We start from the raw sequence: 23806 nt of genomic DNA, 5'->3' as shown, positions 1-23806 counted from the left end.
GGCAGCGAATAAAAAGGTTGAAATTCATTTTCTCTCGGGCAAAAATGCCATTTCACACATCAGCTTTGCAGGACGACCTGCAAACGCTTCTTTCACCGGGGACGGCCCCATTGTTCTGGAGCCTGATATGTCCTGGATCGTTTTATTAATTGCAGGTCTGCTCGAAGTTGTCTGGGCGATTGGCCTGAAATATACCCACGGTTTTACGCGTTTGACGCCAAGCATTATCACTATTGTGGCAATGATCGTCAGTATCGCCATGCTCTCCTGGGCAATGCGTACGTTGCCTGTAGGAACCGCCTATGCTGTATGGACCGGTATCGGCGCAGTCGGCGCGGCCATTACAGGGATTCTGCTGCTGGGTGAATCTGCCAGCCCGGCGCGGTTACTGAGCCTCGGGCTGATTGTGGCCGGTATTATTGGCCTCAAGCTGAGCACCCACTAAGCGCCAGGCTGTTTTACCCAAATCAGCTTATTCACCTCAAACCCTTCCCGGGTCGCGATGGCCAGCATTTGCTGTTTCATTTCATCTGAAATAGTAGGGGTCCGTGAAAGGATCCACAGGTAGTCGCGATCCGGCCCGCAAACCAGCGCGTGACGATATTCCCTGTCGAGGGCAATCACGTTATACCCGCCATAGAAGGGGCCAAAAAACGAGACCTTGAGCGCAGCGCGGTTTGGGTCGCCAGTGAAGTAGGCTTTCCCCTCCGTTTTCTGCCACATTCCTCTGTCCGGGTTATAGCCCTTGTTAATAACATTGATACCGCCGTCGTCGCGCAGGCTGTAGGTAGCAGTCACTTTTTCCAGTCCGCGCTCGAATCGATGGTCGAAACGCGCAATTTCATACCAGGTGCCCAGATAGCGTGTGGCATCAAAGTTATTTACTACGGTAACACCTTTCGGGGGGGTTGGGGTGCTGCAAGCGACAACCAGAAATGCAGCCGTAACTGCAGCAACGACGGGCAGAATGCGCATGGGATTTTCCTTGCTGGATTTTTGTTAAGTGTAGATGACAGCAGGAAAAAAAGAGAAAGAAAGGAAGCCCAATATCCTGGGCCTCCTTGTCCGTTACTGCAGTTTTTCAAGAATGCGCCAGGCGGCCTCGACGCGAACAGGGTTTGGGTAGCTCTTGTTTGCCAGCATCACGATGCCAAGGTTTTTTTCTGGAACGAAAGCAACATAGCTGCCGAATCCGCCAGTGGAGCCCGTTTTATGCACCCATGAGGCTTTCATGGCAGGCGCGGGCGGGTTTACCTCAACGGCAGGAAGCGCTGCCAGTGCCACTTTGCTGTCGCTACCGCTAATTATCGAGTCGGCCTTCACCGGCCAGTTCAGCATCTCCCAACCCAGGCCCTGGTACATATCGCCAACACGCCAGTAACGTGACTGCGCAAGCTCGATGCCCTGCTGGAGCGTTTTCTCCTGAAACTGGCTGGCGTCCATGTTGGCCTGAACCCAACGGGTCATATCGATAACGCTCGATTTCACCCCGTAGGCTTCAGCATCAAGTTGGCCAGGGGATACATGCACAGGTTTTCCTTCGCGATAACCCCAGGCATAATCTTTTTGTTCGCTCTGCGGAACCGTAATCCAGGTATGCGCCAGTTTTAAGGGGTGCAGGACGCGTTTGGTCATCGCCTCTTCGTAGCTCATGCCCGAGGGTTTCACCGCCAGGGCGCCAAACAGACCAATGCTGGAGTTAGCATAAAGACGTTTAGCGCCTGGGGCCCATTGCGGCTGCCAGTTTTGATAAAAGCGTAGTAACGCGGCTTTATCCGTAACGTCGTCCGGAACCTGAAGCGGCAGGCCGCCTGCCGTATAGGTGGCTAAGTGCAGCAGGCTGATACCCTGCCACTGCTTACCAGTCAGTTCAGGCCAGTACTGCGTGACCGGATCGCTGAGCTTAATTTCGCCGCGGGCGATAGCATCGCCGCCCAGCACGCCGTTGAACGTTTTACTGACCGATCCGAGTTCAAACAGCGTTTGTTGCGTGACTGGACGGTTATTGGCGATATCGGCTTTACCCCAGGTAAAGTAATAAGGTTTCCCCTGATAGATAATCGCAACGGCCATACCCGGAATTGCCTGCTCCTGCATCAGCGGTGTGATGGTGCGGTTAACGATATCGGCAATTTGTTGTTCTGTTTTTGCGGCGGCAAACGTGGCGAAAGAAGCTGTCAGCAGCAGCGCGCAGCATATCGATTTTTTCATCATGAAATCAGTTCCGTAATTAAAAGCGAAAGGGTGTCCGGGCCCGTCAGACGTAATCAGTGTGTTTGATTTGCGCCGTGTTGACAAACGGTTAAATTTAGCAGCAGATATAAGTTTTTCTAACAGGCCAGATAATGACGCGTAGCTATATCCCCCTTAACTCGCTGCGGGCTTTTGAAGCAGCGGCCAGACATCTCAGCTTTACCCGCGCTGCGATTGAGCTCAACGTGACGCATTCTGCAATAAGCCAGCATGTGAAAGCGCTGGAGCAACAGCTGAATTGTCAGCTTTTTGTACGTGGTTCTCGAGGGTTAATGTTGACGACTGAAGGGGAAAGTCTGTTACCTGTACTTAATGACTCTTTCGATCGTATGGCGGGGATGCTGGATCGTTTTGCCACTAAACAGACTCAGGAAAAACTAAAAATTGGCGTGGTGGGGACCTTTGCGGTCGGTTGTCTTTTCCCTCTGTTGAGCGACTTTAAGCGCCACTGTCCGCATATTGATTTGCATATTTCCACCCACAATAACCGTGTGGATCCCGCCGCCGAAGGGCTGGATTATACTATTCGCTACGGAGGAGGAGCCTGGCACGATACCGATGCGCAATATTTGTGTAGCGCGCTGATGTCTCCGCTGTGTTCACCGACATTGGCCTCGCAGATTAAAGCTCCTGTGGACATCCTGAAATTTCCGTTATTACGATCGTATCGGCGTGATGAATGGACGCTTTGGATGCAGGCCGCCGGAGAAGCGCCTCCGTCACCGACGCACAACGTGGTGGTGTTTGACTCGTCCGTCTCAATGCTGGAAGCCGCGCAGGCGGGGATTGGTGTAGCAATTGCGCCGGTTAGAATGTTCACGCATTTGCTCAGTAGTGAACGTATCGTGCAGCCTTTTTTAACGCAGATTGATCTGGGGAGTTACTGGATAACGCGTTTACAATCTCGTCCGGAGACGTCCGCGATGCGTGAGTTTTCCCGCTGGTTGACCGGGATGCTGCACTAATAAAAAGGCCCGCCATTGGCGGGCCTAATAATTAACGCATGCGATTAGATGGTCAGGATCCCAATAGCCGTTACAACGGTCAGGATAGCTGCCAGTCCGTAGAATACCCATTTGCCCGCAGGCACGTGGATTTTCAGGTCATGCATCGCGTGGTGCATACGGTGTAAACCGCACCACAGCGGCAGAACGATCATCAGGAACAGAAACGCACGTCCGATGAAGCTCTGAGCGAATGCCAGTACGCGTTCATAGCTGAAAGCATCAGGAACAAAGCCCAGCGGCAGCATAATGCCGACCAGCAGGATCATCACCGGCGCAATGATTGCGCTCCACATACCGCCTGCACCAAACAGGCCCCAGAATACGGGTTCGTCAGAGCGTTTTGGATTTGGATTAATCATTCCGGACTCCTTACCAGAACAGGGCAACAAACAGTATTACTACTGTCGCAACCACAGTAACTGCCCAGAGACCTTTGATGATCGGCTCTGGCCCCATTTTTTCGTCTTTTACGATGATGTTGGCAGCTTTTGGCGCCAGCTCAAACCAGGTTTTGGTATGCAGCAGCGCTGCTGCCAGGGCGATAATATTCAGGATCACCACCACCGGGTTTTGCAAAAAGGCGACAAAGCCCATCCAGGACTCTGCACCATGCTTGAGTGCAAACAGGCCGATAATCAGTTCAATGCTGAACCAGACTGCCGGAACCGCCGTGCCTTCGCGCAGCATGTAAAAACGATAAAATGGCAGCTTTTTCCACCAGGTGGACGTCATTGGTCGCACATAGGGTTTGCGTTTAGTCGTCATCGTGCACTCCTTAGCGTGGTTTCAGGGTAGCGATAAGAAAGTCTTTTGAACTTTCAACTTTACCCTGCTGAATGGCCGCAGCCGGATCGACGTGTTTCGGGCAGACTTCGGAGCAGTAGCCCACAAAAGTACAGGACCAGACGCCGTTCGGGCTGTTCAACTGAGCCATACGCTCCTTCTTACCGTGGTCGCGGCTATCTTCGTTGTAACGATGCGCCAGCGTAATCGCAGCCGGTCCAATGAACTCTGGGTTCAGGCCGAACTGCGGGCACGCGGCGTAGCACAGACCACAGTTGATGCAACCGGAGAACTGATGATACTTCGCCATCTGCGCCGGAGTCTGGGTGTTTGGACCCTGATCCGGTGTACGCGGGTTACCGATGATGTACGGTTTGATCGCTTCCAGGCTTTCGATAAAGTGCGTCATGTCGACGACCAGATCGCGCTCAATCGGGAAGTTGCCCAGCGCTTCAACCTTCATGCCGTTGGTGTAATCACGCAGGAAGGTTTTGCACGCCAGTTTAGGTACATTGTTGACCATCATGCCGCAGGAGCCGCAGATCGCCATACGGCAGGACCAGCGGTAGCTCAGGTCCGGTGCCAGGTTATCCTTGATGTAGCCCAACGCATCCAGCAATGACGTGGTTTCATCATAAGGAACTTCGTAGAAAGCACTGTGCGGCGCGGTATCGGTTTCCGGGTTATAGCGCACCACCTCAACTTTCAGGTTTTTCATCTCAGCCATTCGCCTTCTCCTTCTTATCGGCTGCTTCCGCTTCGCCACCGTAAACACGTTTAGCCGGTGGCAGAGTGGTGATTTTCACGTCGCTGTATTCCAGGCGAGTCGTGCCGTCAGCATCGCGGAAGGCGAGGGTGTGTTTGAGGAAGTTCACATCGTCACGCTCGGTGCAGCCTTCATCCAGACGCTGATGCGCGCCGCGGGATTCTTTACGCGCCAGAGCAGAGTGCGCCATACATTCAGCAACGTTCAGACCGTGACCCAGTTCGATGGTGTACAGCAGGTCGGTGTTGAAGACGCTGGAGGTATCAGTGATACGTACGCGCTTGAAGCGTTCCTGCAGCTCCGCCAGTTTATCAACGGTTTTCTGCATGAGTTCCGGTGTACGGTAGATACCGCAACCTTCTTCCATGGACAGGCCCATTTCGTCACGGATCTTAGACCAGTTTTCGTTACCTTCCTGGTTAACCAGATCTTTCAGGCGTTTTTCAACGCCAGCAACCTGCGCATCGAGCGCGGCACTGTTTGCAGCGCCAGCCGTTGCAGCACGTTCTGCAGCCTGTTCACCGGCCATACGACCGAAGACCACCAGTTCCGCCAGGGAGTTAGAACCCAGACGGTTAGCGCCATGCAGACCAACAGAGGAACATTCGCCCACAGCGAACAGACCTTTAATGCGGGTTTCACAGTGCTGATCGGTTTCGATACCGCCCATGGTGTAGTGCGCGGTAGGACGTACCGGGATCGGCTCTTTAACCGGATCGACACCCACGTAGGCTTTCGCCAGTTCGCAGATGAACGGTAAACGTTCGAGCAGTTTTTTCTCGCCGAGGTGACGCAGGTCGAGGTGAACCACATCGCCACGCGGGGTGGAAATGGTGTTGCCTTTACGCCATTCGTGCCAGAAAGCTTGAGAAACTTTGTCGCGCGGACCGAGTTCCATGTATTTGTTTTTCGGCTCGCCCAGCGGGGTTTCCGGACCCATGCCGTAGTCTTGCAGATAACGGTAGCCGTTTTTGTTGACCAGGATACCGCCTTCACCACGGCAGCCTTCGGTCATCAGGATGCCAGAGCCTGGCAGACCCGTCGGGTGATACTGAACGAATTCCATATCACGCAGCGGAACGCCGTGGCTCAGCGCCATGCCCATACCGTCGCCAGTTACGATGCCGCCGTTGGTGTTGTAACGGTAAACACGACCTGCGCCGCCCGTTGCCATCACAACAGCATTAGCACGGATCTGCATCAGCGTGCCTTCCATCATGTTCATGGCAACCAGGCCGCGAGCATGGCCATCATCAACCAGGATATCCAGAACGAAGTGTTCGTCAAAGCGCTGAATCTGCGGGAACTGCAAAGATGTTTGGAACAGCGTATGCAACATGTGGAAGCCGGTTTTATCCGCGGCAAACCAGGTACGCTCGATTTTCATACCGCCGAAGCGACGTACGTTGACGCTACCGTCTTCACGGCGGCTCCATGGGCAGCCCCATTGTTCCAGTTGCGTCATTTCAGTTGGGCAGTGGTGGACAAAGTAATCCACGACATCCTGCTCACACAGCCAGTCTCCGCCTGCTACCGTATCGTGAAAATGGTAGTCAAAGCTGTCATGATCCTGCGCGACAGCAGCAGAGCCGCCTTCGGCAGCAACGGTATGGCTGCGCATTGGGTACACTTTTGAGATCAGTGCGATTTTAGCGTTGGGATTTGCTTGTGCGGCAGCAATTGCAGCACGTAATCCCGCGCCACCGGCGCCTATAATGGCAAGATCGGCTTGAAAGGTTTGCACGACATTCCTCCAGATTGTTGTTATTTCATTCCTGCCTGAAATCAGATGCTTCATCGGCTTCAAACAGGTTATGAACGCGTTTCCACTGCTCCTTTATAGGTACAATAGTATAGTCTCAGGGATGTGCGGGAAATTTGACGTGTTCGATTTTTTTAGCGTGTCAAAGGGGGGAATTATCATTGAATTTGATTAATTTAATTACTAAACCACCCCATGTCGCTTTTTTTATCCAATTGCCAGTGTGGATTAGTGGCGCGCGAAATTTGTCTCGTTAACGCGATACGAGTAGACTTCGTGCCCTTGTCTTAAATCGGAGAAACAACCATGAGCGAAACGGCAACCTGGCAGCCGAGCGCGTCCATCCCCAATCTGTTAAAACGTGCAGCAATTATAGCGGAGATTCGCCGCTTTTTTGCCGATCGTGGCGTGCTTGAGGTTGAGACCCCTTGTATGAGTCAGGCAACGGTAACGGACATCCATTTGTTCCCGTTCGAAACGCGTTTCGTCGGCCCTGGACACTCCCAGGGAATGAATCTCTATTTAATGACCAGCCCGGAATACCATATGAAGCGCCTGCTGGTGGCAGGATGCGGTCCGGTGTATCAACTGTGCCGCAGCTTCCGTAATGAAGAGATGGGGCGTCATCATAACCCTGAATTCACCATGCTCGAGTGGTATCGTCCGCACTACGATATGTATCGCCTGATGAATGAAGTGGATGATTTGCTCCAGCAGGTGCTGGACTGCTCACCTGCGGAAAGTCTCTCTTACCAGCAAGCCTTCCAGCGCCATCTGGAGATAGACCCGCTGTCTGCGGATAAAACCCAACTGCGGGAAGTGGCGGCGAAATTGGATCTCAGCAATATCGCCGATACCGAAGAAGACCGGGACACCTTACTGCAGTTGCTGTTTACGATGGGCGTTGAGCCGCATATTGGCAAAGACAAACCGACGTTTGTGTATCATTTCCCGGCCAGCCAGGCATCACTGGCGCAAATCAGTACCGAAGATCACCGCGTGGCTGAACGTTTCGAGGTTTACTACAAAGGTATTGAGCTGGCGAATGGTTTCCATGAATTGACCGACGCGCGCGAACAGCAGCAGCGGTTTGAGCAGGATAACCGCAAACGTGCCGCACGTGGCTTGCCGCAGCAGCCTATCGACACCAACCTGCTTGAAGCGTTAAAAGTGGGTATGCCGGATTGCTCTGGCGTGGCGCTGGGCGTTGACCGTCTTGTGATGCTGGCATTGGGCGCAGAGAGCCTGGCCGAGGTTATCGCATTTACCGTCGATCGCGCGTAACGTACTCTCCTTCAATACAAAGTGGCGGTGAAATAGCCACTTTGTAGCATATTTTTTCATTTACCCTCTAATAGCCACAATTTACTCCTGGATATTTGATATCGTTCAGGTATCAATTCTGTGTTGATTTTTCTATCGCTGAACTCTGAAAAGAGGGCAGTGCCAACCGGTGAGTGGCGTTTGTTAAACGCTTGCCAGAGTAAGGGATGGTTTAATGACCCAAACAATAAAAAAGATGAGCCTTATAGGTCTCATCCTCATGATATTTACGTCTGTTTTCGGTTTTGCGAATAGCCCCTCCGCATTCTATTTAGAATAGCCCCTCCGCATTCTATTTAATGGGGTATAGCGCGATTCCGTGGTATATATTTTCTGCATTATTATTCTTTATCCCATTTGCTTTAATGATGGCGGAAATGGGGGCTGCCTATCGGAAAGAAGAGGGCGGAATCTATTCGTGGATGAATAATAGCGTTGGGCCACGCTATGCGTTTATCGGCACGTTTATGTGGTTTTCTTCCTATGTGATATGGATGGTAAGCACCGCAGCGAAAGTCTGGGTACCTTTTTCAACCTTCTTATTTGGCGCAGACATGACGCAGCACTGGCGTTTTGCGGGGCTTGAGCCTACGCAGGTCGTCGGGTTGCTCGCCGTCGGTTGGATGATTCTGGTAACCTGCGTGGCCTCCCGGGGGATTAATAAGATTGCTCGTATTACGGCTGTAGGCGGAATTGCCGTAATGTGTCTTAATTTAGTTCTGTTGTTAGTGAGTGTCGCTATTTTGTTATTAACTGGTGGTCACTTTGCGCAGGATATTAATTTCATCTCCTCACCTAATCCGGGATATCAGTCCGGTCTGGCCATGTTGTCATTTGTTGTGTTTGCCATTTTTGCATACGGCGGAATAGAAGCCGTGGGTGGATTAGTTGATAAAACAGAAAAGCCAGAAAAGAACTTTGCGAAAGGCATTGTCTTTGCCGCGATTGTCATTTCTGTCGGTTATTCACTGGCCATATTTTTATGGGGCGTTAGCACCAACTGGCAGCAAGTATTAAGCAATAGCTCGGTCAACCTCGGCAATATAACGTATATCCTGATGAAAAGCCTCGGGATGACGTTAGGTAACGCGCTGCATGTTTCTCCTGAAACCGCGATGGTGACGGGGGTGTGGTTCGCGCGTATCACCGGGCTTTCTATGTTTCTCGCCTATACCGGCGCTTTTTTCACGCTCAGCTATTCGCCACTAAAAGCGATTATTCAGGGAACGCCGAAGGCGCTGTGGCCAGCGCCGATGACCAAACTGAATGCCGTGGGGATGCCGACGACGGCAATGTGGTTGCAGTGCCTGCTGGTGAGCCTGTTTATCCTGCTGGTTTCGTTTGGCGGCGATACGGCTTCAGCGTTCTATAACAAACTGACGCTGATGGCGAACGTCTCGATGACGCTACCGTATCTGTTCCTCGCGCTGGCGTTTCCGTTCTTTAAAGCCCGTACGGGCCTGGAAAGACCGTTTGTTGTCTTTAAAACCCGAGCGGCGACGTTGCTGGCCACATCGGTGGTTGTGCTGGTGGTGACGTTTGCCAATGTGTTCACCATCATCCAGCCGGTGATTGAAGCTGGGGACTGGAACAGCGCATTGTGGATGACCGGAGGCCCGATCTTCTTCTCGCTGTTGGCAATGGCGATTTATCAGAACTACAGCCGCCGCACGGCCAACGAGCCTGAGTGGGCGGTGGAGTAAACTTCCTGCTGAATCCGGCCTACAAAAATGATTCTTCGTAGGCCGGATTCGGCGAAGCTGCCATTCGGCATCATTCTTGTTTACAAACTCCCCGCCGGGCGACTGCTTCTGCCCGCAGAACTTAAGGTTCTTCCCGTTTGATTACCGCCGAGGCTCTCCAGACGCATCTGGAAAGGTGGGAACGGCATATCGATACCGTGCTCACGGAAGCCAGCCAGAATCAGCTGGTGGATTTCGTGGCGCAGCGGCATACGATGCCCCATCTCAGCGGCATAAATACGCAGTTCGAAGATTTGAATCCCTTGCTGCAGGTCAACCAGGAAGACTTCTGGCGCCGGGTTATCGATAACCAGTGAGCAGCGTTGTGCGGCAGTAAGCAGGATCTGCGTAACCTCCTCGCTGTTAGCCTCCGACGGTGCCGGGATGGTTAATACCACACGGGTGACCGAATCCGATAACGACCAGTTGATAAACTGCTCGGTGATAAAGGCTTTGTTGGGGACGATGATCTCTTTGCGGTCCCAGTCGCTGATGGTCGTGGCGCGGGTATTAATTTTCGTCACGCTACCGGTAAGATCGCGAATCGTCACCGTGTCGCCAATGCGGATTGGTTTTTCAAACAGGATAATCAGGCCGGAAATAAAGTTGGCGAAGATCTCCTGCAAACCAAAGCCCAGACCGACACCGAGAGCCGCTACCAGCCATTGCAGTTTGGACCACTCAATACCGATCATTGAGAAGCCAACCAGACCGCCAATCAGCATCAGCAGGTACTTGGTGATGGTGGTGATGGCGTAACCGGTGCCGGGGGTTAAATCGAGATGTTGCAGCAGCGCTAGCTCCAGCAGCGCGGGCAGGTTGCGCACTAACTGGGTAGTGATGATAAACACCAGGATTGCGATAAGCACTGCACCCAGCGTTATCGGCTCTAAACTTTCCACACCCTGCACCGTGGAGGTGACATCCCACAACGAGATGTTTTCCAGGAAGCCGAAAGCAGAATGAATTTCTGACCACAGCACAATGACCGAGAGCAAGGCGATAAGCATCAGGATAGAGCGCACCAGGCGCAGTGATTGCGCGCTGATAGCATCCAGATCCACTTCGCTTTCATCAACATCAATCGTGCCTTCAAGGCTGGTAGAATGCGCTGGTTCTTCTTCACCCCGTGCGCGCTGCGCCAGCATTTCGGCACGTCGATGCTTGGCGCGGTCAAACGCCAGCCGGCGGCGCTGGATCAGCATCCAGCGGCGGATAACGTGATACACCACCAGTAACAAGAACCAGATAGCTACGGACGTTTCCAGACGCGCCAATAAAGCTTGCGACGTGGCGAGATAGCCCACTGCCGCAGCGAGAATGGCAATCAGCGGTGCGCCCATCAGCATATTCCACAGCATGCTGTTGACCATGTTATCGCTGTTGCCTTCTTTATCGAGGTACAGCGGTATCCCGGCGCGTTTCAGGCTCAGGGTCACGACCGCCAGCGCACCGCAAATCAGAATAAAGCACAGACGCCCCAGTGAGGCGGAGAATTCCCGGTCATTGAGATTATCGAACATAATCACCGCCATGATCAGTGGCACAATCAGCCCGATACTCATCAGGTAATAGTGCATGGCTTTCGCGACGCGGTTACGCGGCCAGCCAAAGTGGGCAATGAACAGACCGTTGGGGCGCGCAAAGGTGGCGCAAATCATTACTGCCCACAGCATGGGCACCGTGGCGGTAACGCCATCGCCGATAGCGACAGCTAATGGATAAGGCCAGGCTTCCTGCAATCCGTAACCGAGCGTTGCCCACAGCACCGGCAACGGAGAAGCGACGAGTATCGACCAGAACACCGTGCGTATCGTCAGCCAGAAGTGGTCCTGGGTGACTTTCCCGACCCGCGCAGATGAACGTTCCAGAAAACGGGTGAAGTGTTTGCGCGAAGAGAGGCTAAAGCCAACCAGCACCAATGCCGCGAAAAGCGGCAGCAGCGTTTCTTTGCTGGTCAGCATCATGATGCTGGCTTTGCCCAACTGATTAAACGTATCTAATGAGATCAGACGCCTCAGATCCTGGACGATGTCGACAGGCCAGGAGAGGGAGATGGGGCTAACGTCCGACGTCCAGAACAGATAGCGGTGCGTTGCTTCGTTGACCTCTTTTAGCGCATCTTCCAGTTGGCTGTTAGAGACTTTGAGCTTGGTCAGCTCAAGGATCAGCGTATCGCCGCCCTGTAACAAAGAGTTCAGCAGCTCACGTTGGGTGCGTAACTGGGCGTTGAGAATGCTGCTCTGTTCAGCGGTCAGCGGTTGTCCATCGGCCTGATGAATCTGACGCAACTGCGGCTGTTTGTTGAGGAGATCCTCATAGCGCATACGGTGCACACGAAGCTGCGCCATTTCGGTATCCAACTGCTGAGGCTTGGGCATTTCCGGTAAACGGGATACCTGCGCGCGCAGCGCTTCTCCCAGCATATTTGAGACCCCAAGCCACTGAGACTGCTCTCGCAGCGTATTCAATGCCTGGCGCACCTGCAGCGTTTGGCTGGCGGCTTGACGCTGTTGCGAGGCGACCAGGTCCATACGTTGCGCCTGCTGGTTTAATGCCTGAGACAGTTCGCGGTTAACCTTGAACTGGTCGACAATACCTTCCGGCAGTCCCGCGCTGTTTTCCGCCAACAGTTCGGTGCTTTCCAGCGCTCGCTCTGCCTCACGCTGACGTTGACTGTTGAGCTGGTTGCGCAAAGCCTGCAGGTAAGTATCGAGCTGCTGGCTCTGTTTTTCCGCCAGCTCTGAGCGCATACGCGCCAGCTCCTGGCGGTTATTAGCGGAAAGCTGCGCCAGCTCCAGTTCATCGACCAGGGCTTTGAGTTTGGCGGATTCAGCCTGCATCGCCTGATTCTGCGCGGGATTAGAGTTGGCGGTACCAATACGTCGCTCAAGCTCATTTAGCTGGCGGCGGGCATCGGTTTGCTGTTGAGGAAGCTGGCTTAACGAGTCTGCGATTTCCCGGGCGCGATCCTGCTCCTGCTGGGCCTGACGACTCTTTTCCAACAGTTGGCTGCTGACCTGGAGGATCTCCTGGTTTAACGCATCGGTGGTGAGTCCGGTTGGCACATTGCGCGGTTCGTCGCGCAGGTTGCTAAGCTGCGCGCGTAATGTTGCGGACAGCTTGGGGAAGTTATCAATAACCTGCTGATATTGCTGGGCACGCTCGAGAGAACCTTTACGCTCCTCGAGGGCATTCAGCGCGGACTGGAGAGCCTCGACGGTTTCTGGCTGAGCAGGTTTCGCCGCTTTTGCCTGCTCCAGTTCCTGGGTGAGTTGTTTGGCATCGGGGGCTGTCGCAGCGTACGCCCCCAGGCTGAGGCACCAGGCCATCAGAAAAGTGATAATCAGGCGCACAGCAGCGATTCCTATGTTTAACTTTCGTCTTTTTTGTCGTCAACCAGCGGGCTGGCGTCGTGTTCTGCTTCGATCTCTTCTTTCGCAAGCGGGGCAGGTTCTGCCTCTGGCGTCACGAATGTCTCGGTCGAGATGGCCATTGGCTGGCCGATTTTGGTCACTGAAAGGTCCTGCAACTGCTCAACCAGGTTAACTTTGCCTGGCGCGAACAGGTTGATAACGGTGGAACCGAGCTTAAAGCGGCCCATTTCCTGACCTTTCAACAGCGCCACCGACCCTTCGCTTTCGCCTTCCGGCCAGGTCCAGCGTTTGATGACGCCTTCACGCGGTGGGGTAATGGTGCCAGCCCATGCGGTTTCAATACTGCCGACGATGGTCGCGCCGACCAGAATCTGCACCATCGGGCCAAATTCGGTATCAAACAGACAGATTACGCGTTCGTTGCGTGCAAACAGGTTTGGAACGTTTTGCGCAGTCAGGATATTTACAGAGAAGAGATCGCCTGGCACGTACATCATTTCACGCAGGATACCGTTACACGGCATATGTACACGGTGGTAATCGCGTGGAGATAAGTAAGTGGTCACAAACGTACCGTTGCGGAATTTGTCCGCCATCTGGTAGTTGCCGGCCAGCAGTGCTTCAAGGGTATAGCTGTGCCCTTTGGCCTGCAGCAGTTTGTCTTCTTCGATGTTTCCTAACTGGTTAATCACGCCGTCAGCAGGCATGACCAGTACGTTTGGATCGGTGTTAATCGGGCGAACGTCGTCGCGCAGTGGGCGAACAAAGAAGTCGTTAAAGGTGCGATAGCTGGCGGTATCCGGCTTTTGCGCCTCTTTCATATCGACCTTGTAATATTTCACGAACAGATCGATAACCAGTTTAGTCAGCCATCCTGCTCGTTTGCTCGCACCCCAACCCGCCAGGCGAGTGAGCCATAGTTTCGGCAGAATGTATTGTAGCGAAAGCTTAAATGAGTTTAACAAGGTAGCCTCCAGGCCATAATTTGTTCCCGATCCGGCATACGGGCCGGATCCTGAAAAAAGGGGGACGATTCTAGCGATGCTTAGCTTAGTTGTCAGTTGTCTGTATCAGAAAAGTTTTTACGTGTTTTTACCTGCGTCATGCTTTCCAGGATGCGGTGATAATTTTCAAACCGAGTTTCGGCTATTGCCCCTTTTTCTACGGCCTCACGGATAGCGCAGCCTGGATCGGTATCATGCTTGCAGTCGCGGTATTTGCAGTGGCCCAGGTAGTCATGGAATTCGACAAAACCATGTGTGATTTGTTCCGGCTCCAGATGCCACAACCCGAACTCACGTACGCCAGGGGAGTCGATAACGTCGCCACCGTGCGGGAAATGATACAGGCGAGAGGCAGTGGTGGTGTGCTGTCCAAGGCCTGAGTTGTCGGAGACATCGTTGGTCAGGATCTCTTCCTGCAGGCCGAGAAGATTATTGAGCAGGCTAGATTTACCAACGCCCGACTGACCGGCAAAAATGCTGATGCGATCGGTTAATGCTTCTTCAAGCGGTTTCAGGCCGTCTTTCGTGCGGCTTGATACCATCAACACGCGATAGCCAATGTGGCGATAAATATCCATCTGTTCGTTAACAAAGGCCATGCCTTCGTCATCCAGCAGATCGATCTTATTCAAGACGATAATTGGTTCAACGTGTAGCGTTTCACAGGCTACCAGATACCGGTCGATAATATTGAGTGACAGCTCGGGTAAGATGGCTGAGACAATAACGATCTGGTTGATGTTGGCGGCAATGGGTTTTACCCCGTCGTAAAAGTCGGGACGTGTCAGTACCGAGGTACGCTCGTGTACCGCCTCAACGATGCCTTTGACATTCACGCCTTCTGCTGCTGCTTTTCCCGGGCGCCAGACAACGCGATCGCCGGTAACCAGCGAGCGAATTGTACGGCGGATGTTGCAGCGGTGAATCTCACCGTCAGCAGATTCCACGTCGGCATGCATACCAAAACGGCTGATAACGATGCCTTCAGCGGTTTCGCCAAACAGGTTGTCGTCGTAGTCTGGCTTCTCCGTGGACGTTTTCAGACGACGCTGGTGATTGGCGTTCACACGGCGCTGTTGGCCTTTGGAGAGTTTATTCTTACTCAATCGGACTGACTCCTGGTCGCCCATAATGGGCAAAACATTTATGATACACGCAATTTTAGATGAATATAGTCACACTGAATGTGACGCTGAAGGGTGGAAAATAGCATGAGTGCCAATGAAAACAACCTGATTTGGATCGATCTGGAGATGACAGGTCTGGATCCCGAGCGCGATCGCATAATTGAGATAGCCACGCTGGTGACGGATGCCAACCTGAATATTCTGGCTGAAGGACCGACAATTGCGGTGCACCAGTCCGACGAACAGCTGGCATTAATGGATGACTGGAACGTACGTACGCATACCGGTAGTGGGCTAGTGGATCGCGTGAAGGCGAGCACCATGGGGGATCGTGAAGCTGAACTGGCTACGCTGGCTTTTTTGAAAGAGTGGGTTCCAGAAGGGAAATCACCTATCTGCGGCAACAGCATCGGTCAGGATCGTCGTTTCCTGTTTAAATACATGCCGGAGCTGGAGGCGTATTTCCATTATCGCTATCTTGACGTCAGTACGTTGAAAGAGCTGGCGCGTCGTTGGAAGCCGGAAATTCTTGCTGGCTTCACCAAGCAGGGAACGCATCAGGCGATGGACGATATTCGTGAATCTGTTGCTGAGCTTGCTTACTATCGCGAACATTTTATTAAGCTTTGATTTTGTGGATGGTCGGGCGGCGCTGTGGCTTACCCGGCCTACGAATATCGTTCCTGCGTGCTTGCACTGAGGTAGGATTGTCGCTAAATTAGACGACTTGCCGATAAATTCAGCACTTAAACAGAAAAACGAAAAAATCGCTTTTAAGGGGGTTGCAGCTAAACGGATTTCTCGTATAATGCGCCTCCCGTAACGACAGAGAATTACACGTTACGGCAGCAGCAAAAGCAGTACAAATTTGCGGGAATAGCTCAGTTGGTAGAGCACGACCTTGCCAAGGTCGGGGTCGCGAGTTCGAGTCTCGTTTCCCGCTCCAAAATTTGAAAGTGCTTATGTCTACAAAGCACAGACACACCCAAGCGGGAATAGCTCAGTTGGTAGAGCACGACCTTGCCAAGGTCGGGGTCGCGAGTTCGAGTCTCGTTTCCCGCTCCAAATTCTTACCCCAATAAAAATATCCACAGCGAATAAATACGTTGGGGACGTTTTGTTTCGTCATTGACATACTCTTGTAAACAGACTTATCCACAGGTTCGGGTATTATTCCTGGATTGCAAAAAACTTAGTCGGGTGAATAGTATCATTTTAACCATTTGAAAATATTGAATTAATTATCATTTCAAATTGTTAATGCGATCACTTGACGATTTTTTCCCTCTTGAATATCAATGTGTTTTTATTTTTATACACAAGCTGTGGATGACTTAAGCGTCACGCGGCAGACCCTTTTCAATGACCCTGACCAAACGTTGTTTCTTCGGTAACTGCACTTCAACTACGCAGGCATTTCGCTTCTCGATTTGCTGAGCAACCGCCCACTCTATGTGTTCGTCGAGAAGTGGGTGCTCACCTCTGCGACTTTCCAGCGCGTGAATAACGGCTTCATCCCATGGGGCATTACCCAGCGCAACGGCGATATTTCGCAGCCAGCGCAGGTGACCAATACGACGAATAGCAGACCCCTCCGTGACTTTTAAAAACCACGCTTCGCTCCAGCTAAACAGCTCTATTAACTCTGGAGCATGAAGTTGTTTGCGTGGGTTGAAGTCATCCTCTGTCGTCAACTGCGAGTATCGGTTCCACGGGCAAATGAGCTGGCAATCATCGCAGCCGTAAATTCGATTCCCCAACAGGGGACGAAATTCTTCCGGGATCGCGCCTTCCAGTTCGATAGTGAGATAAGAGATACAGCGGCGCGCATCTACCGTGTAGGGTTCAACGATGGCCCCGGTGGGACAGATGGTCATACAGGCGACGCATTTCCCGCATCCTTCTTCTACTGGGTTGTCGACCGGCAGGGGCAAATCGATCAGTAATTCCCCGAGAAAGAAAAATGAACCAGCTTCGCGATTGAGGATAAGTGAGTGCTTACCTGTCCAGCCAAGCCCGGCTTTTTCCGCTAATGGACGCTCAAGAATGGGCGCAGAATCGACAAAAGGTCTAAAATTCAGCGAAACGCAGTGCTGTTGAATCCTCTCCCCCAGCTTTTTTAAGCGGTTACGCAGCAGTTTATGGTAGTCGCGCCCAAGCGCGTAACGGCTGACGTAACCCAGAGAGGGGTTTTTTAACGTGCTGGCAAAGGCCGCATTGGCAGGAAGATAGTTCATACGTACGCTGATGACACGTAACGTACCGGGTAATAATTCGTGAGGTCGGGCGCGCATCATGCCGTGACGGGCCATCCAGTCCATCTCGCCGTGATAGTGTTTATCCAGCCAGGCCTGCAGTTTGGGCTCCGCTTCGCTGAGGTCGGTATCGGCAATACCGACCTGCTGAAAGCCAAGCTCCAGCCCCCACTGCTTAATATTTTGCGCTAACTGATTGAGATCGAGGGGCTCTGACATGACGGACCATACAATGAAGAAAAACCCCGCAAGTATACCACACTCCATTTGGCACGCCGATGACATCAGGCGGATGGAGCGAGAGGCGGCAGACAGTTTAGGACTGACGTTGTACGAGCTGATGCAACGGGCGGGAGAGGCGGCGTTTCAGGTCACCCGCGAGACATATCCAAACGCTCAGCACTGGCTGGTGCTATGTGGCCATGGCAACAACGGTGGTGATGGTTACGTGGTGGCAAGGCTTGCCAAAGCTCAGGGGCTTGATATTACGTTGCTGGCGCAGGAGAGTGATAAAGCGCTCCCCGAGGAAGCACAGCAGGCACGCGACGCCTGGCTTAACGCCGGTGGCGTCATTCATGCTGCGGATATCAATTGGCCAGATCGCGTGGACGTCATTATCGATGCGCTGTCAGGCACGGGCTTAAAACACGCGCCGCGTGAGCCTCTCTCGGCATTGATCGAACGTGCCAATCACCATCCTGCCCCTGTCGTGGCGATAGACATTCCATCCGGCTTGCTGGCGCAGACGGGCGCGGCGCCGGGCGCGGTTATCAACGCGGCGCACACCGTGACCTTTATTGCGTTAAAGCCAGGTCTGCTAACCGGTAAAGCGCGCGATGTCACCGGACGCCTGCATGTTAACGCACTCGGTCTGGACGACTGGCTGGCGGGGCAGAACGCGCCGCTGCAACGGTTTGATGCTCAACAGCTTGTACACTGGTTAACGCCGCGTCGACCCACCTCGCACAAAGGCTCCCACGGTCGGCTGGTGATCATCGGTGGTGACCACGGCACGGCTGGCGCAATACGCATGGCCGGTGAAGCGGCGCTGCGTGCAGGAGCCGGGCTGGTTAAAGTGCTGACCCGTAGTGAAAATATTGCGCCTATTCTGACTGCCAGACCGGAACTGATGGTCGATACGCTGACGCCGCAGACTCTGGAGGAGAGCCTGGCGTGGGCGGATGTTGTGGTAATAGGACCAGGGCTTGGTCAGCAGGAATGGGGTAAAAAAGCGCTGCAAAAGGTAGAGAATTTTCGCAAACCGATGCTCTGGGATGCGGATGCGTTGAACCTGCTGGCAATCAACCCCGATAAACGTCACAATCGCGTGATCACGCCGCATCCTGGCGAAGCCGCGCGACTTCTGGGCTGTTCCATTGCAGAAATTGAAGACGATCGCTTACTTTGTGCACAACGTCTGGTAAAACGGTACGGAGGCGTAGTCGTGCTGAAAGGCGCGGGTACGGTTGTTGCTGCCGAACAGGCCGAATTGGGTATTATTGATACCGGCAATGCTGGAATGGCCAGCGGCGGAATGGGTGATGTGCTTTCCGGTATTATTGGCGCATTGCTCGGACAGAAGCTTACCCCGTATGATGCGGCATGTGCGGGATGTGTCGCGCACGGTGCGGCGGCGGATGTGCTGGCGGCGCGTTTTGGTACGCGCGGCATGCTGGCGACAGATCTCTTTACCACGCTACAGCGTATTGTTAACCCTGATGTGATTGACGTTTATCATGATGAATCGAGTAATTCCACTACCTGATGAGCAGGCGACTTTAGACCTGGGACTGCGGGTAGCCAAAGCCTGTGATGGCGCGACGGTAATTTATTTATACGGCGACCTGGGGGCGGGTAAAACCACTTTCAGCCGGGGATTCCTGCAGGCGTTAGGTCACAAAGGAAATGTAAAAAGCCCCACCTATACGCTGGTTGAACCCTATTCGCTCGATAATTTGATGGTATATCACTTCGATCTGTACCGACTTGCGGACCCAGAGGAGCTGGAATTTATGGGGATCCGCGATTATTTTGCCAATGACGCCATCTGCCTGGTGGAATGGCCGCAACAAGGTAAAGGTGTACTGCCAGACCCGGACGTCGAAATACACATTGAATATCAGGCGCAAGGTCGAGAGGCGCGCATAAGCGCAGTCTCCTCATCGGGTGATTTATTGCTGGCGCGTTTAGCCGATTAACCTTAAGGGTGGCGGGATGATTTATCGCATCAGAAACTGGCTGATGGCAACACTGGTCCTGCTGTGCGCGCAGGCAGGGGCCGCCAGCCTCTCCGATCTTCAGGTGTCCAATGGCGATCAACAAGCGCGGATTACGCTGAGCTTTATTGGCGATCCTGAATACGCAGTTTCGCAGGACGGGAAACGAACCGTCGCGTTGGATATTAAACAAACCGGTGTGATTCAGGGGTTACCGCTGCTGTTTAGCGGCAATAATCTGGTGAAATCTATCCGTTCCGGCACGCCAAAAGATGCGCAGTCTCTGCGCCTGGTGGTGGATTTAACCGAGAACGGCAAAGCCGAAGCCGTAAAACGCCAGAACGGCGGCAATTATACCGTCGTGTTTACCATCAAAGCTGATGCGCCACCGCCGCCTCCACCACTTCCAGTGGTTGCGAAGCGTGTTGAAGCGCCGGTTATCGCCCCGCGCCCTGCCGAGCCTGCGCGTAATCCGTTTAAAGCGGAAAACGATCGCACCACGATGGTAACCAACAGTAATACCTCCACACGACCTGCGGCGCGCGCCAGTACCAGTAACGGCGAAAAAGTAGTTATCGCCATTGATGCCGGACACGGCGGGCAGGATCCTGGCGCTATTGGTCCCGGTGGCACACGTGAGAAAAACGTCACGATTGCCGTGGCGCGTAAACTGCGCAGTTTGCTCAATGATGACCCGATGTTTAAAGGCGTACTCACCCGTGATGGCGATTACTTTATCTCGGTGATGGGGCGTTCAGACGTTGCGCGTAAACAAAACGCCAACTTCCTGGTCTCTATACATGCAGATGCCGCACCAAACCGGGATGCCACTGGTGCTTCCGTCTGGGTACTGTCAAACCGTCGGGCAAACAGTGAGATGGCCGGCTGGCTGGAACAGCACGAAAAGCAATCGGAACTGTTGGGTGGGGCGGGCGATGTTCTGGCAAACAGCCAGTCCGATCCTTATCTCAGCCAGGCCGTGTTGGATCTGCAGTTCGGTCATTCGCAACGCGTTGGGTATGATGTAGCGACCAGCATGATCGGCCAGTTAGAACGTATTGGCTCGATGCATAAGCGTCGTCCGGAACACGCCAGCCTTGGGGTATTACGTTCGCCTGATATCCCGTCAGTGCTGGTTGAAACTGGCTTTATCAGTAACAACAGCGAAGAGCGTCTGTTGGCGAGTGATGACTACCAGCAGCAGCTGGCCGAGGCAATTTACAAAGGATTGCGTAACTATTTCCAGGCGCACCCGATGCAAACCGGGCCTCAGGGCACACCGGCGCAAACCGCCAGTGCGGTATCGCCTGGTAACACGTTAACAAATTAAGGATTAGCCATGCCGATTCAGGTTCTACCGCCACAGCTGGCGAACCAGATTGCCGCAGGCGAGGTGGTAGAACGGCCTGCGTCAGTGGTGAAGGAGCTGGTGGAAAACAGTATCGATGCCGGTGCGACGCGCATTGATATTGATATTGAGCGCGGCGGCGCGAAGCTTATCCGTATTCGTGACAACGGCTGCGGGATTAAAAAAGACGAGCTGGCGCTGGCGCTGGCACGTCATGCCACCAGTAAAATTTCCTCGCTTGACGATCTCGAAGCCATCGTGAGCCTCGGGTTTCGCGGCGAAGCGCTGGCCAGTATCAGCTCCGTTTCTCGTTTAACCCTGACGTCGCGTACGCAAGAACAACCTGAAGCCTGGCAAGCCTATGCCGAAGGGCGCGACATGGATGTGACGGTTAAACCCGCTGCGCATCCGGTGGGAACCACGCTGGAGGTGTTAGATCTGTTCTACAACACCCCGGCGCGGCGCAAGTTTATGCGCACCGAGAAAACTGAATTTAATCATATCGACGAAATAATCCGCCGCATTGCGCTGGCACGTTTTGATGTGACGATTAATTTGTCGCACAACGGCAAAGTGGTGCGTCAGTACCGGGCAGTGGCTGCGGATGGGCAGCAAGAGCGCCGACTGGGCGCGATTTGCGGCACGCCGTTTCTGGAACATGCGCTGGCGATTGAATGGCAGCATGGCGATTTAACGCTGCGCGGCTGGGTGGCCGATCCTAACCACACAACGGCGGCGCTGGCGGAAATCCAGTACTGCTATGTGAATGGCCGGATGATGCGCGACCGGTTGATCAACCATGCTATTCGTCAGGCCTGTGAAGATAAGCTGGGAGCCGATCAGCAGCCCGCTTTTGTGCTGTATCTGGAAATCGACCCGCATCAGGTGGATGTTAACGTACATCCCGCCAAACATGAGGTCCGTTTTCATCAGTCCCGCCTGGTGCATGATTTTATTTACCAGGGCGTGTTGAGCGTCCTGCAACAGCAGCTTGAAACGCCGCTGCCGTTGGCTGATGACGACGAGCCCGCCCCAAGGCACATCCCGGAAAACCGCGTCGCGGCCGGGCGTAACCATTTTGCCGAACCGGCCCCGGCGCGTGAACCTGCGACGCCGCGTTACTCAGCATCTGCTGGCGCTGGCAGTAGTGGTGGCCGTCAGACGGGGGCCAGCTGGCCTCATGCCCAACCTGGATATCAAAAGCAGCAGGGTGAGATTTATCAGCAACTGCTACAGACGCCGGTTCCGCCGCGTAAAACGCCGGTTTCTGAAACGCCATCAGCACCTCTGACCGGCAACAGTCAGGGCTTTGGGCGGGTACTAACCATTGTCGGTACGGACTGCGCATTACTCGAATGCGATGGTCATATTCGGTTGCTGGCATTGCCGGTGGCGGAATGTTGGCTACGTCAGGCGCAGTTAACGCCGGACCAGGGCGTCGTATGCGCTCAGCCGTTACTGATCCCTTTACGTCTAAAAGTGACTGCTGATGAAAAAGCGGCGCTGCAAAAAGGGCAGAGCCAACTGGCTGAGTTGGGTATTGAATTTCAACTGGATGCACAGCATGTGACCATCCGGGCGGTGCCTTTACCCTTACGCCAACAAAATTTACAAATCTTGATTCCTGAACTGATAGGCTACCTGGCGCAGCAGTCCGAATTCGAACCGGGCAATATTGCACAGTGGATTGCACGTAATCTGATTAGCGAGCATCCGCAGTGGAGCATGGCTCAGGCGATTACGCTGTTAGCGGATGTTGAGCGGCTTTGCCCACAACTCGTGAAGGCGCCGCCGGGTGGTTTGTTACAACCTGTTGATTTACATTCGGTAATGAATGCCCTGAAACATGAGTGATACCCGTAAGGCGAGCCTGCCAAAGGCGATTTTTTTGATGGGGCCGACGGCCTCCGGTAAAACGGCACTGGCAATTGAATTGCGTAAAGTTTTGCCTGTAGAGTTGATAAGCGTTGATTCCGCCCTTATTTACAAGGGGATGGATATCGGTACAGCCAAGCCTGATGCAGATGAATTACAGGCCGCGCCGCACCGGTTGCTGGATATCCGCGATCCGTCCCAGGCGTACTCTGCTGCGGATTTTCGCCGCGATGCGTTAGCCGAGATGGCCGATATCACCGCCGCGGGGCGTATTCCGCTGCTGGTGGGCGGCACAATGTTATATTTCAAAGCCTTGCTTGAAGGGCTGTCGCCGTTACCGTCGGCAGATCCGGAAGTCAGGGCCAGAATTGAGCAGCAGGCGGCAGAGCATGGGTGGGACGCGTTACACCGACAGCTTCAGGAAATAGATCCGGTGGCTGCGGCGCGTATTCATCCAAATGATCCGCAAAGACTTTCCCGGGCACTGGAAGTTTTTTTCATTTCGGGTAAAACTTTAACGGAGCTGACGCAAACGTCAGGAGATGCTTTGCCGTATCAGGTGCATCAGTTTGCTATCGCCCCGGCGAGCCGTGAACTGCTCCATCAGCGAATTGAGCAGCGTTTTCATCAGATGTTGGCTTCAGGTTTTGAAGCAGAAGTCCGGGCGCTATTTGCCCGTGGAGATTTGCATACGGATTTGCCTTCCATTCGTTGTGTAGGGTATCGCCAGATGTGGTCATACATTGAAGGTGAAATTTCATACGATGAAATGGTTTATAGAGGTGTTTGCGCCACGAGGCAGTTGGCGAAGCGACAGGTAACCTGGTTGCGTGGTTGGGAAGGGGTGCACTGGCTTGACAGTGAAAAGCCTGACCAGGCGCGAAACGAAGTATTACAGGTTGTTGGTGCTATCGCGAACTGAATGTGTACAATTGAAACGTATCGTGCGCAATTTTTCAGAATCGAAA

Annotated in this window: 19 protein-coding genes, 2 tRNA genes and 1 pseudogene; 12 read left to right on the top strand and 10 right to left on the bottom strand. The window is 53.4% G+C overall.

Translation table 11 applies throughout. The features are described 5' to 3' along the window. The first annotated feature begins 127 nt into the window (after positions 1 to 127). The gene (gene sugE / locus HV314_RS22560) at positions 128 to 445 is read left to right on the top strand and encodes a quaternary ammonium compound efflux SMR transporter SugE (protein WP_016151397.1); all 318 of its coding nucleotides are present in this window, start codon (positions 128 to 130) and stop codon (positions 443 to 445) included. On the opposite strand, the gene HV314_RS22555 is transcribed toward sugE, so the two are convergent. Together HV314_RS22555 and blaCMY are read right to left on the bottom strand one after the other, a co-directional pair. After that, entirely contained in the window at positions 442 to 975 is a 534-nt protein-coding gene (locus HV314_RS22555; protein WP_016151398.1) for a lipocalin family protein, read from the bottom strand. The two genes, sugE and HV314_RS22555, sit on opposite strands and share 4 nt — an antisense overlap. A gap of 93 nt (positions 976 to 1068) precedes the next feature. Beyond that, positions 1069 to 2214 carry a CMY-2 family class C beta-lactamase gene (gene blaCMY / locus HV314_RS22550; protein WP_181546772.1) on the bottom strand — a complete coding sequence of 382 codons (1146 nt, stop codon included), beginning with the start codon at positions 2212 to 2214 and terminating at the stop codon, positions 1069 to 1071. A 131-nt stretch (positions 2215 to 2345) separates the two neighbouring features. Here blaCMY and ampR point away from each other — a divergent pair, with 131 nt between their 5' ends. After that, positions 2346 to 3218, top strand: coding sequence for a LysR family transcriptional regulator AmpR (gene ampR, locus HV314_RS22545; protein WP_016151400.1), 873 nt, complete (start codon positions 2346 to 2348; stop codon positions 3216 to 3218). 44 nt (positions 3219 to 3262) lie between these two features. On the opposite strand, the gene frdD is transcribed toward ampR, so the two are convergent. Genes frdD through frdA form a run of 4 tightly spaced genes read right to left on the bottom strand, consistent with a single transcriptional unit; the run spans position 3263 to position 6553 of the window. Next, positions 3263 to 3619, bottom strand: a complete 357-nt coding sequence (frdD, locus tag HV314_RS22540; protein WP_003025535.1) for a fumarate reductase subunit FrdD — start codon at positions 3617 to 3619, stop codon at positions 3263 to 3265. A 10-nt stretch (positions 3620 to 3629) separates the two neighbouring features. Further along, entirely contained in the window at positions 3630 to 4025 is a 396-nt protein-coding gene (gene frdC, locus HV314_RS22535) for a fumarate reductase subunit FrdC (protein WP_016151401.1), read from the bottom strand. A gap of 10 nt (positions 4026 to 4035) precedes the next feature. Continuing rightward, complete coding sequence (gene frdB, locus HV314_RS22530; protein ID WP_006686291.1) at positions 4036 to 4770, bottom strand: fumarate reductase iron-sulfur protein; 735 nt, start codon at positions 4768 to 4770, stop codon at positions 4036 to 4038. After that, on the bottom strand, positions 4763 to 6553 hold the full coding sequence (gene frdA / locus HV314_RS22525; RefSeq protein WP_016151402.1) for a fumarate reductase (quinol) flavoprotein subunit: 1791 nt from the start codon (positions 6551 to 6553) through the stop codon (positions 4763 to 4765). Before frdA ends, frdB begins: the two co-directional genes overlap by 8 nt. Before the next feature lie 324 nt (positions 6554 to 6877). Between frdA and epmA the strand changes: the two genes are divergently transcribed. Both epmA and yjeM read left to right on the top strand, forming a co-directional pair. Continuing rightward, a complete protein-coding gene (gene epmA / locus HV314_RS22520; RefSeq protein WP_003830517.1) occupies positions 6878 to 7855 on the top strand; it encodes an elongation factor P--(R)-beta-lysine ligase in 978 nt (325 codons plus the stop codon). Positions 7856 to 8069: 214 nt separating this feature from the next. Continuing rightward, positions 8070 to 9597 (top strand): annotated as a pseudogene (gene yjeM / locus HV314_RS22515) (glutamate/gamma-aminobutyrate family transporter YjeM). 80 nt (positions 9598 to 9677) lie between these two features. On the opposite strand, the gene mscM reads toward yjeM, so the two are convergent. From mscM to rsgA, 3 genes are all read right to left on the bottom strand, one after another. Beyond that, the gene (gene mscM, locus HV314_RS22510) at positions 9678 to 12992 is read right to left on the bottom strand and encodes a miniconductance mechanosensitive channel MscM (RefSeq protein ID WP_181546770.1); all 3315 of its coding nucleotides are present in this window, start codon (positions 12990 to 12992) and stop codon (positions 9678 to 9680) included. A gap of 17 nt (positions 12993 to 13009) precedes the next feature. Beyond that, positions 13010 to 13978 carry an archaetidylserine decarboxylase gene (gene asd / locus HV314_RS22505; protein WP_016155504.1) on the bottom strand — a complete coding sequence of 323 codons (969 nt, stop codon included), beginning with the start codon at positions 13976 to 13978 and terminating at the stop codon, positions 13010 to 13012. A 92-nt stretch (positions 13979 to 14070) separates the two neighbouring features. After that, on the bottom strand, positions 14071 to 15123 hold the full coding sequence (rsgA, locus tag HV314_RS22500; RefSeq protein ID WP_168188438.1) for a small ribosomal subunit biogenesis GTPase RsgA: 1053 nt from the start codon (positions 15121 to 15123) through the stop codon (positions 14071 to 14073). 105 nt (positions 15124 to 15228) lie between these two features. Here rsgA and orn point away from each other — a divergent pair, with 105 nt between their 5' ends. The 3 genes from orn (at position 15229) to HV314_RS22485 (ending at position 16209) form a co-directional block, all read left to right on the top strand. Further along, positions 15229 to 15774, top strand: a complete 546-nt coding sequence (gene orn / locus HV314_RS22495; protein ID WP_016151407.1) for an oligoribonuclease — start codon at positions 15229 to 15231, stop codon at positions 15772 to 15774. A gap of 240 nt (positions 15775 to 16014) precedes the next feature. Beyond that, positions 16015 to 16090 (top strand) — tRNA-Gly (locus HV314_RS22490). 43 nt (positions 16091 to 16133) lie between these two features. Continuing rightward, positions 16134 to 16209: transfer RNA gene (locus HV314_RS22485), tRNA-Gly, on the top strand. Positions 16210 to 16478: 269 nt separating this feature from the next. Here the strand turns inward: HV314_RS22485 and queG are convergent. After that, entirely contained in the window at positions 16479 to 17618 is a 1140-nt protein-coding gene (gene queG, locus HV314_RS22480; protein ID WP_047500017.1) for a tRNA epoxyqueuosine(34) reductase QueG, read from the bottom strand. Between queG and nnr the strand changes: the two genes are divergently transcribed. Genes nnr through miaA form a run of 5 tightly spaced genes read left to right on the top strand, consistent with a single transcriptional unit; the run spans position 17617 to position 23760 of the window. Then, positions 17617 to 19164 carry a bifunctional ADP-dependent NAD(P)H-hydrate dehydratase/NAD(P)H-hydrate epimerase gene (gene nnr / locus HV314_RS22475; RefSeq protein ID WP_181546768.1) on the top strand — a complete coding sequence of 516 codons (1548 nt, stop codon included), beginning with the start codon at positions 17617 to 17619 and terminating at the stop codon, positions 19162 to 19164. The two genes, queG and nnr, sit on opposite strands and share 2 nt — an antisense overlap. Next, positions 19136 to 19597, top strand: coding sequence for a tRNA (adenosine(37)-N6)-threonylcarbamoyltransferase complex ATPase subunit type 1 TsaE (gene tsaE / locus HV314_RS22470; protein WP_016151410.1), 462 nt, complete (start codon positions 19136 to 19138; stop codon positions 19595 to 19597). Before nnr ends, tsaE begins: the two co-directional genes overlap by 29 nt. 16 nt (positions 19598 to 19613) lie before the next feature. Continuing rightward, on the top strand, positions 19614 to 20945 hold the full coding sequence (gene amiB, locus HV314_RS22465) for an N-acetylmuramoyl-L-alanine amidase AmiB (RefSeq protein ID WP_181546766.1): 1332 nt from the start codon (positions 19614 to 19616) through the stop codon (positions 20943 to 20945). A 9-nt stretch (positions 20946 to 20954) separates the two neighbouring features. Beyond that, positions 20955 to 22817 (top strand): DNA mismatch repair endonuclease MutL, encoded by a 1863-nt coding sequence (mutL, locus tag HV314_RS22460; RefSeq protein ID WP_181546764.1) that lies wholly within the window; start codon positions 20955 to 20957, stop codon positions 22815 to 22817. Further along, complete coding sequence (gene miaA, locus HV314_RS22455; RefSeq protein WP_016151413.1) at positions 22810 to 23760, top strand: tRNA (adenosine(37)-N6)-dimethylallyltransferase MiaA; 951 nt, start codon at positions 22810 to 22812, stop codon at positions 23758 to 23760. Before mutL ends, miaA begins: the two co-directional genes overlap by 8 nt. Positions 23761 to 23806: the final 46 nt, after the last annotated feature.

It is taken from the genome of Citrobacter sp. RHBSTW-00887, from assembly GCF_013728095.1.
Lineage (GTDB): Bacteria > Pseudomonadota > Gammaproteobacteria > Enterobacterales > Enterobacteriaceae > Citrobacter > Citrobacter braakii.
Note: the sequence above shows the minus strand (reverse complement) of the source record. Positions and strands in the feature narration are given on the sequence as shown.

What these genes read in the sequence shown, in the direction of transcription:
- blaCMY (WP_181546772.1), bottom strand. Translation starts at nt 2,214, where the DNA reads ATGATGAAAAAATCGATATGCTGCGCGCTGCTGCTGACAGCTTCTTTC.
- HV314_RS22555 (WP_016151398.1), bottom strand. Translation starts at nt 975, where the DNA reads ATGCGCATTCTGCCCGTCGTTGCTGCAGTTACGGCTGCATTTCTGGTT.
- epmA (WP_003830517.1), top strand. Translation starts at nt 6,878, where the DNA reads ATGAGCGAAACGGCAACCTGGCAGCCGAGCGCGTCCATCCCCAATCTG.
- orn (WP_016151407.1), top strand. Translation starts at nt 15,229, where the DNA reads ATGAGTGCCAATGAAAACAACCTGATTTGGATCGATCTGGAGATGACA.
- frdD (WP_003025535.1), bottom strand. Translation starts at nt 3,619, where the DNA reads ATGATTAATCCAAATCCAAAACGCTCTGACGAACCCGTATTCTGGGGC.
- nnr (WP_181546768.1), top strand. Translation starts at nt 17,617, where the DNA reads ATGACGGACCATACAATGAAGAAAAACCCCGCAAGTATACCACACTCC.
- ampR (WP_016151400.1), top strand. Translation starts at nt 2,346, where the DNA reads ATGACGCGTAGCTATATCCCCCTTAACTCGCTGCGGGCTTTTGAAGCA.
- miaA (WP_016151413.1), top strand. Translation starts at nt 22,810, where the DNA reads ATGAGTGATACCCGTAAGGCGAGCCTGCCAAAGGCGATTTTTTTGATG.
- frdC (WP_016151401.1), bottom strand. Translation starts at nt 4,025, where the DNA reads ATGACGACTAAACGCAAACCCTATGTGCGACCAATGACGTCCACCTGG.
- tsaE (WP_016151410.1), top strand. Translation starts at nt 19,136, where the DNA reads ATGATGAATCGAGTAATTCCACTACCTGATGAGCAGGCGACTTTAGAC.
- mutL (WP_181546764.1), top strand. Translation starts at nt 20,955, where the DNA reads ATGCCGATTCAGGTTCTACCGCCACAGCTGGCGAACCAGATTGCCGCA.
- amiB (WP_181546766.1), top strand. Translation starts at nt 19,614, where the DNA reads ATGATTTATCGCATCAGAAACTGGCTGATGGCAACACTGGTCCTGCTG.
- sugE (WP_016151397.1), top strand. Translation starts at nt 128, where the DNA reads ATGTCCTGGATCGTTTTATTAATTGCAGGTCTGCTCGAAGTTGTCTGG.
- frdB (WP_006686291.1), bottom strand. Translation starts at nt 4,770, where the DNA reads ATGGCTGAGATGAAAAACCTGAAAGTTGAGGTGGTGCGCTATAACCCG.
- queG (WP_047500017.1), bottom strand. Translation starts at nt 17,618, where the DNA reads ATGTCAGAGCCCCTCGATCTCAATCAGTTAGCGCAAAATATTAAGCAG.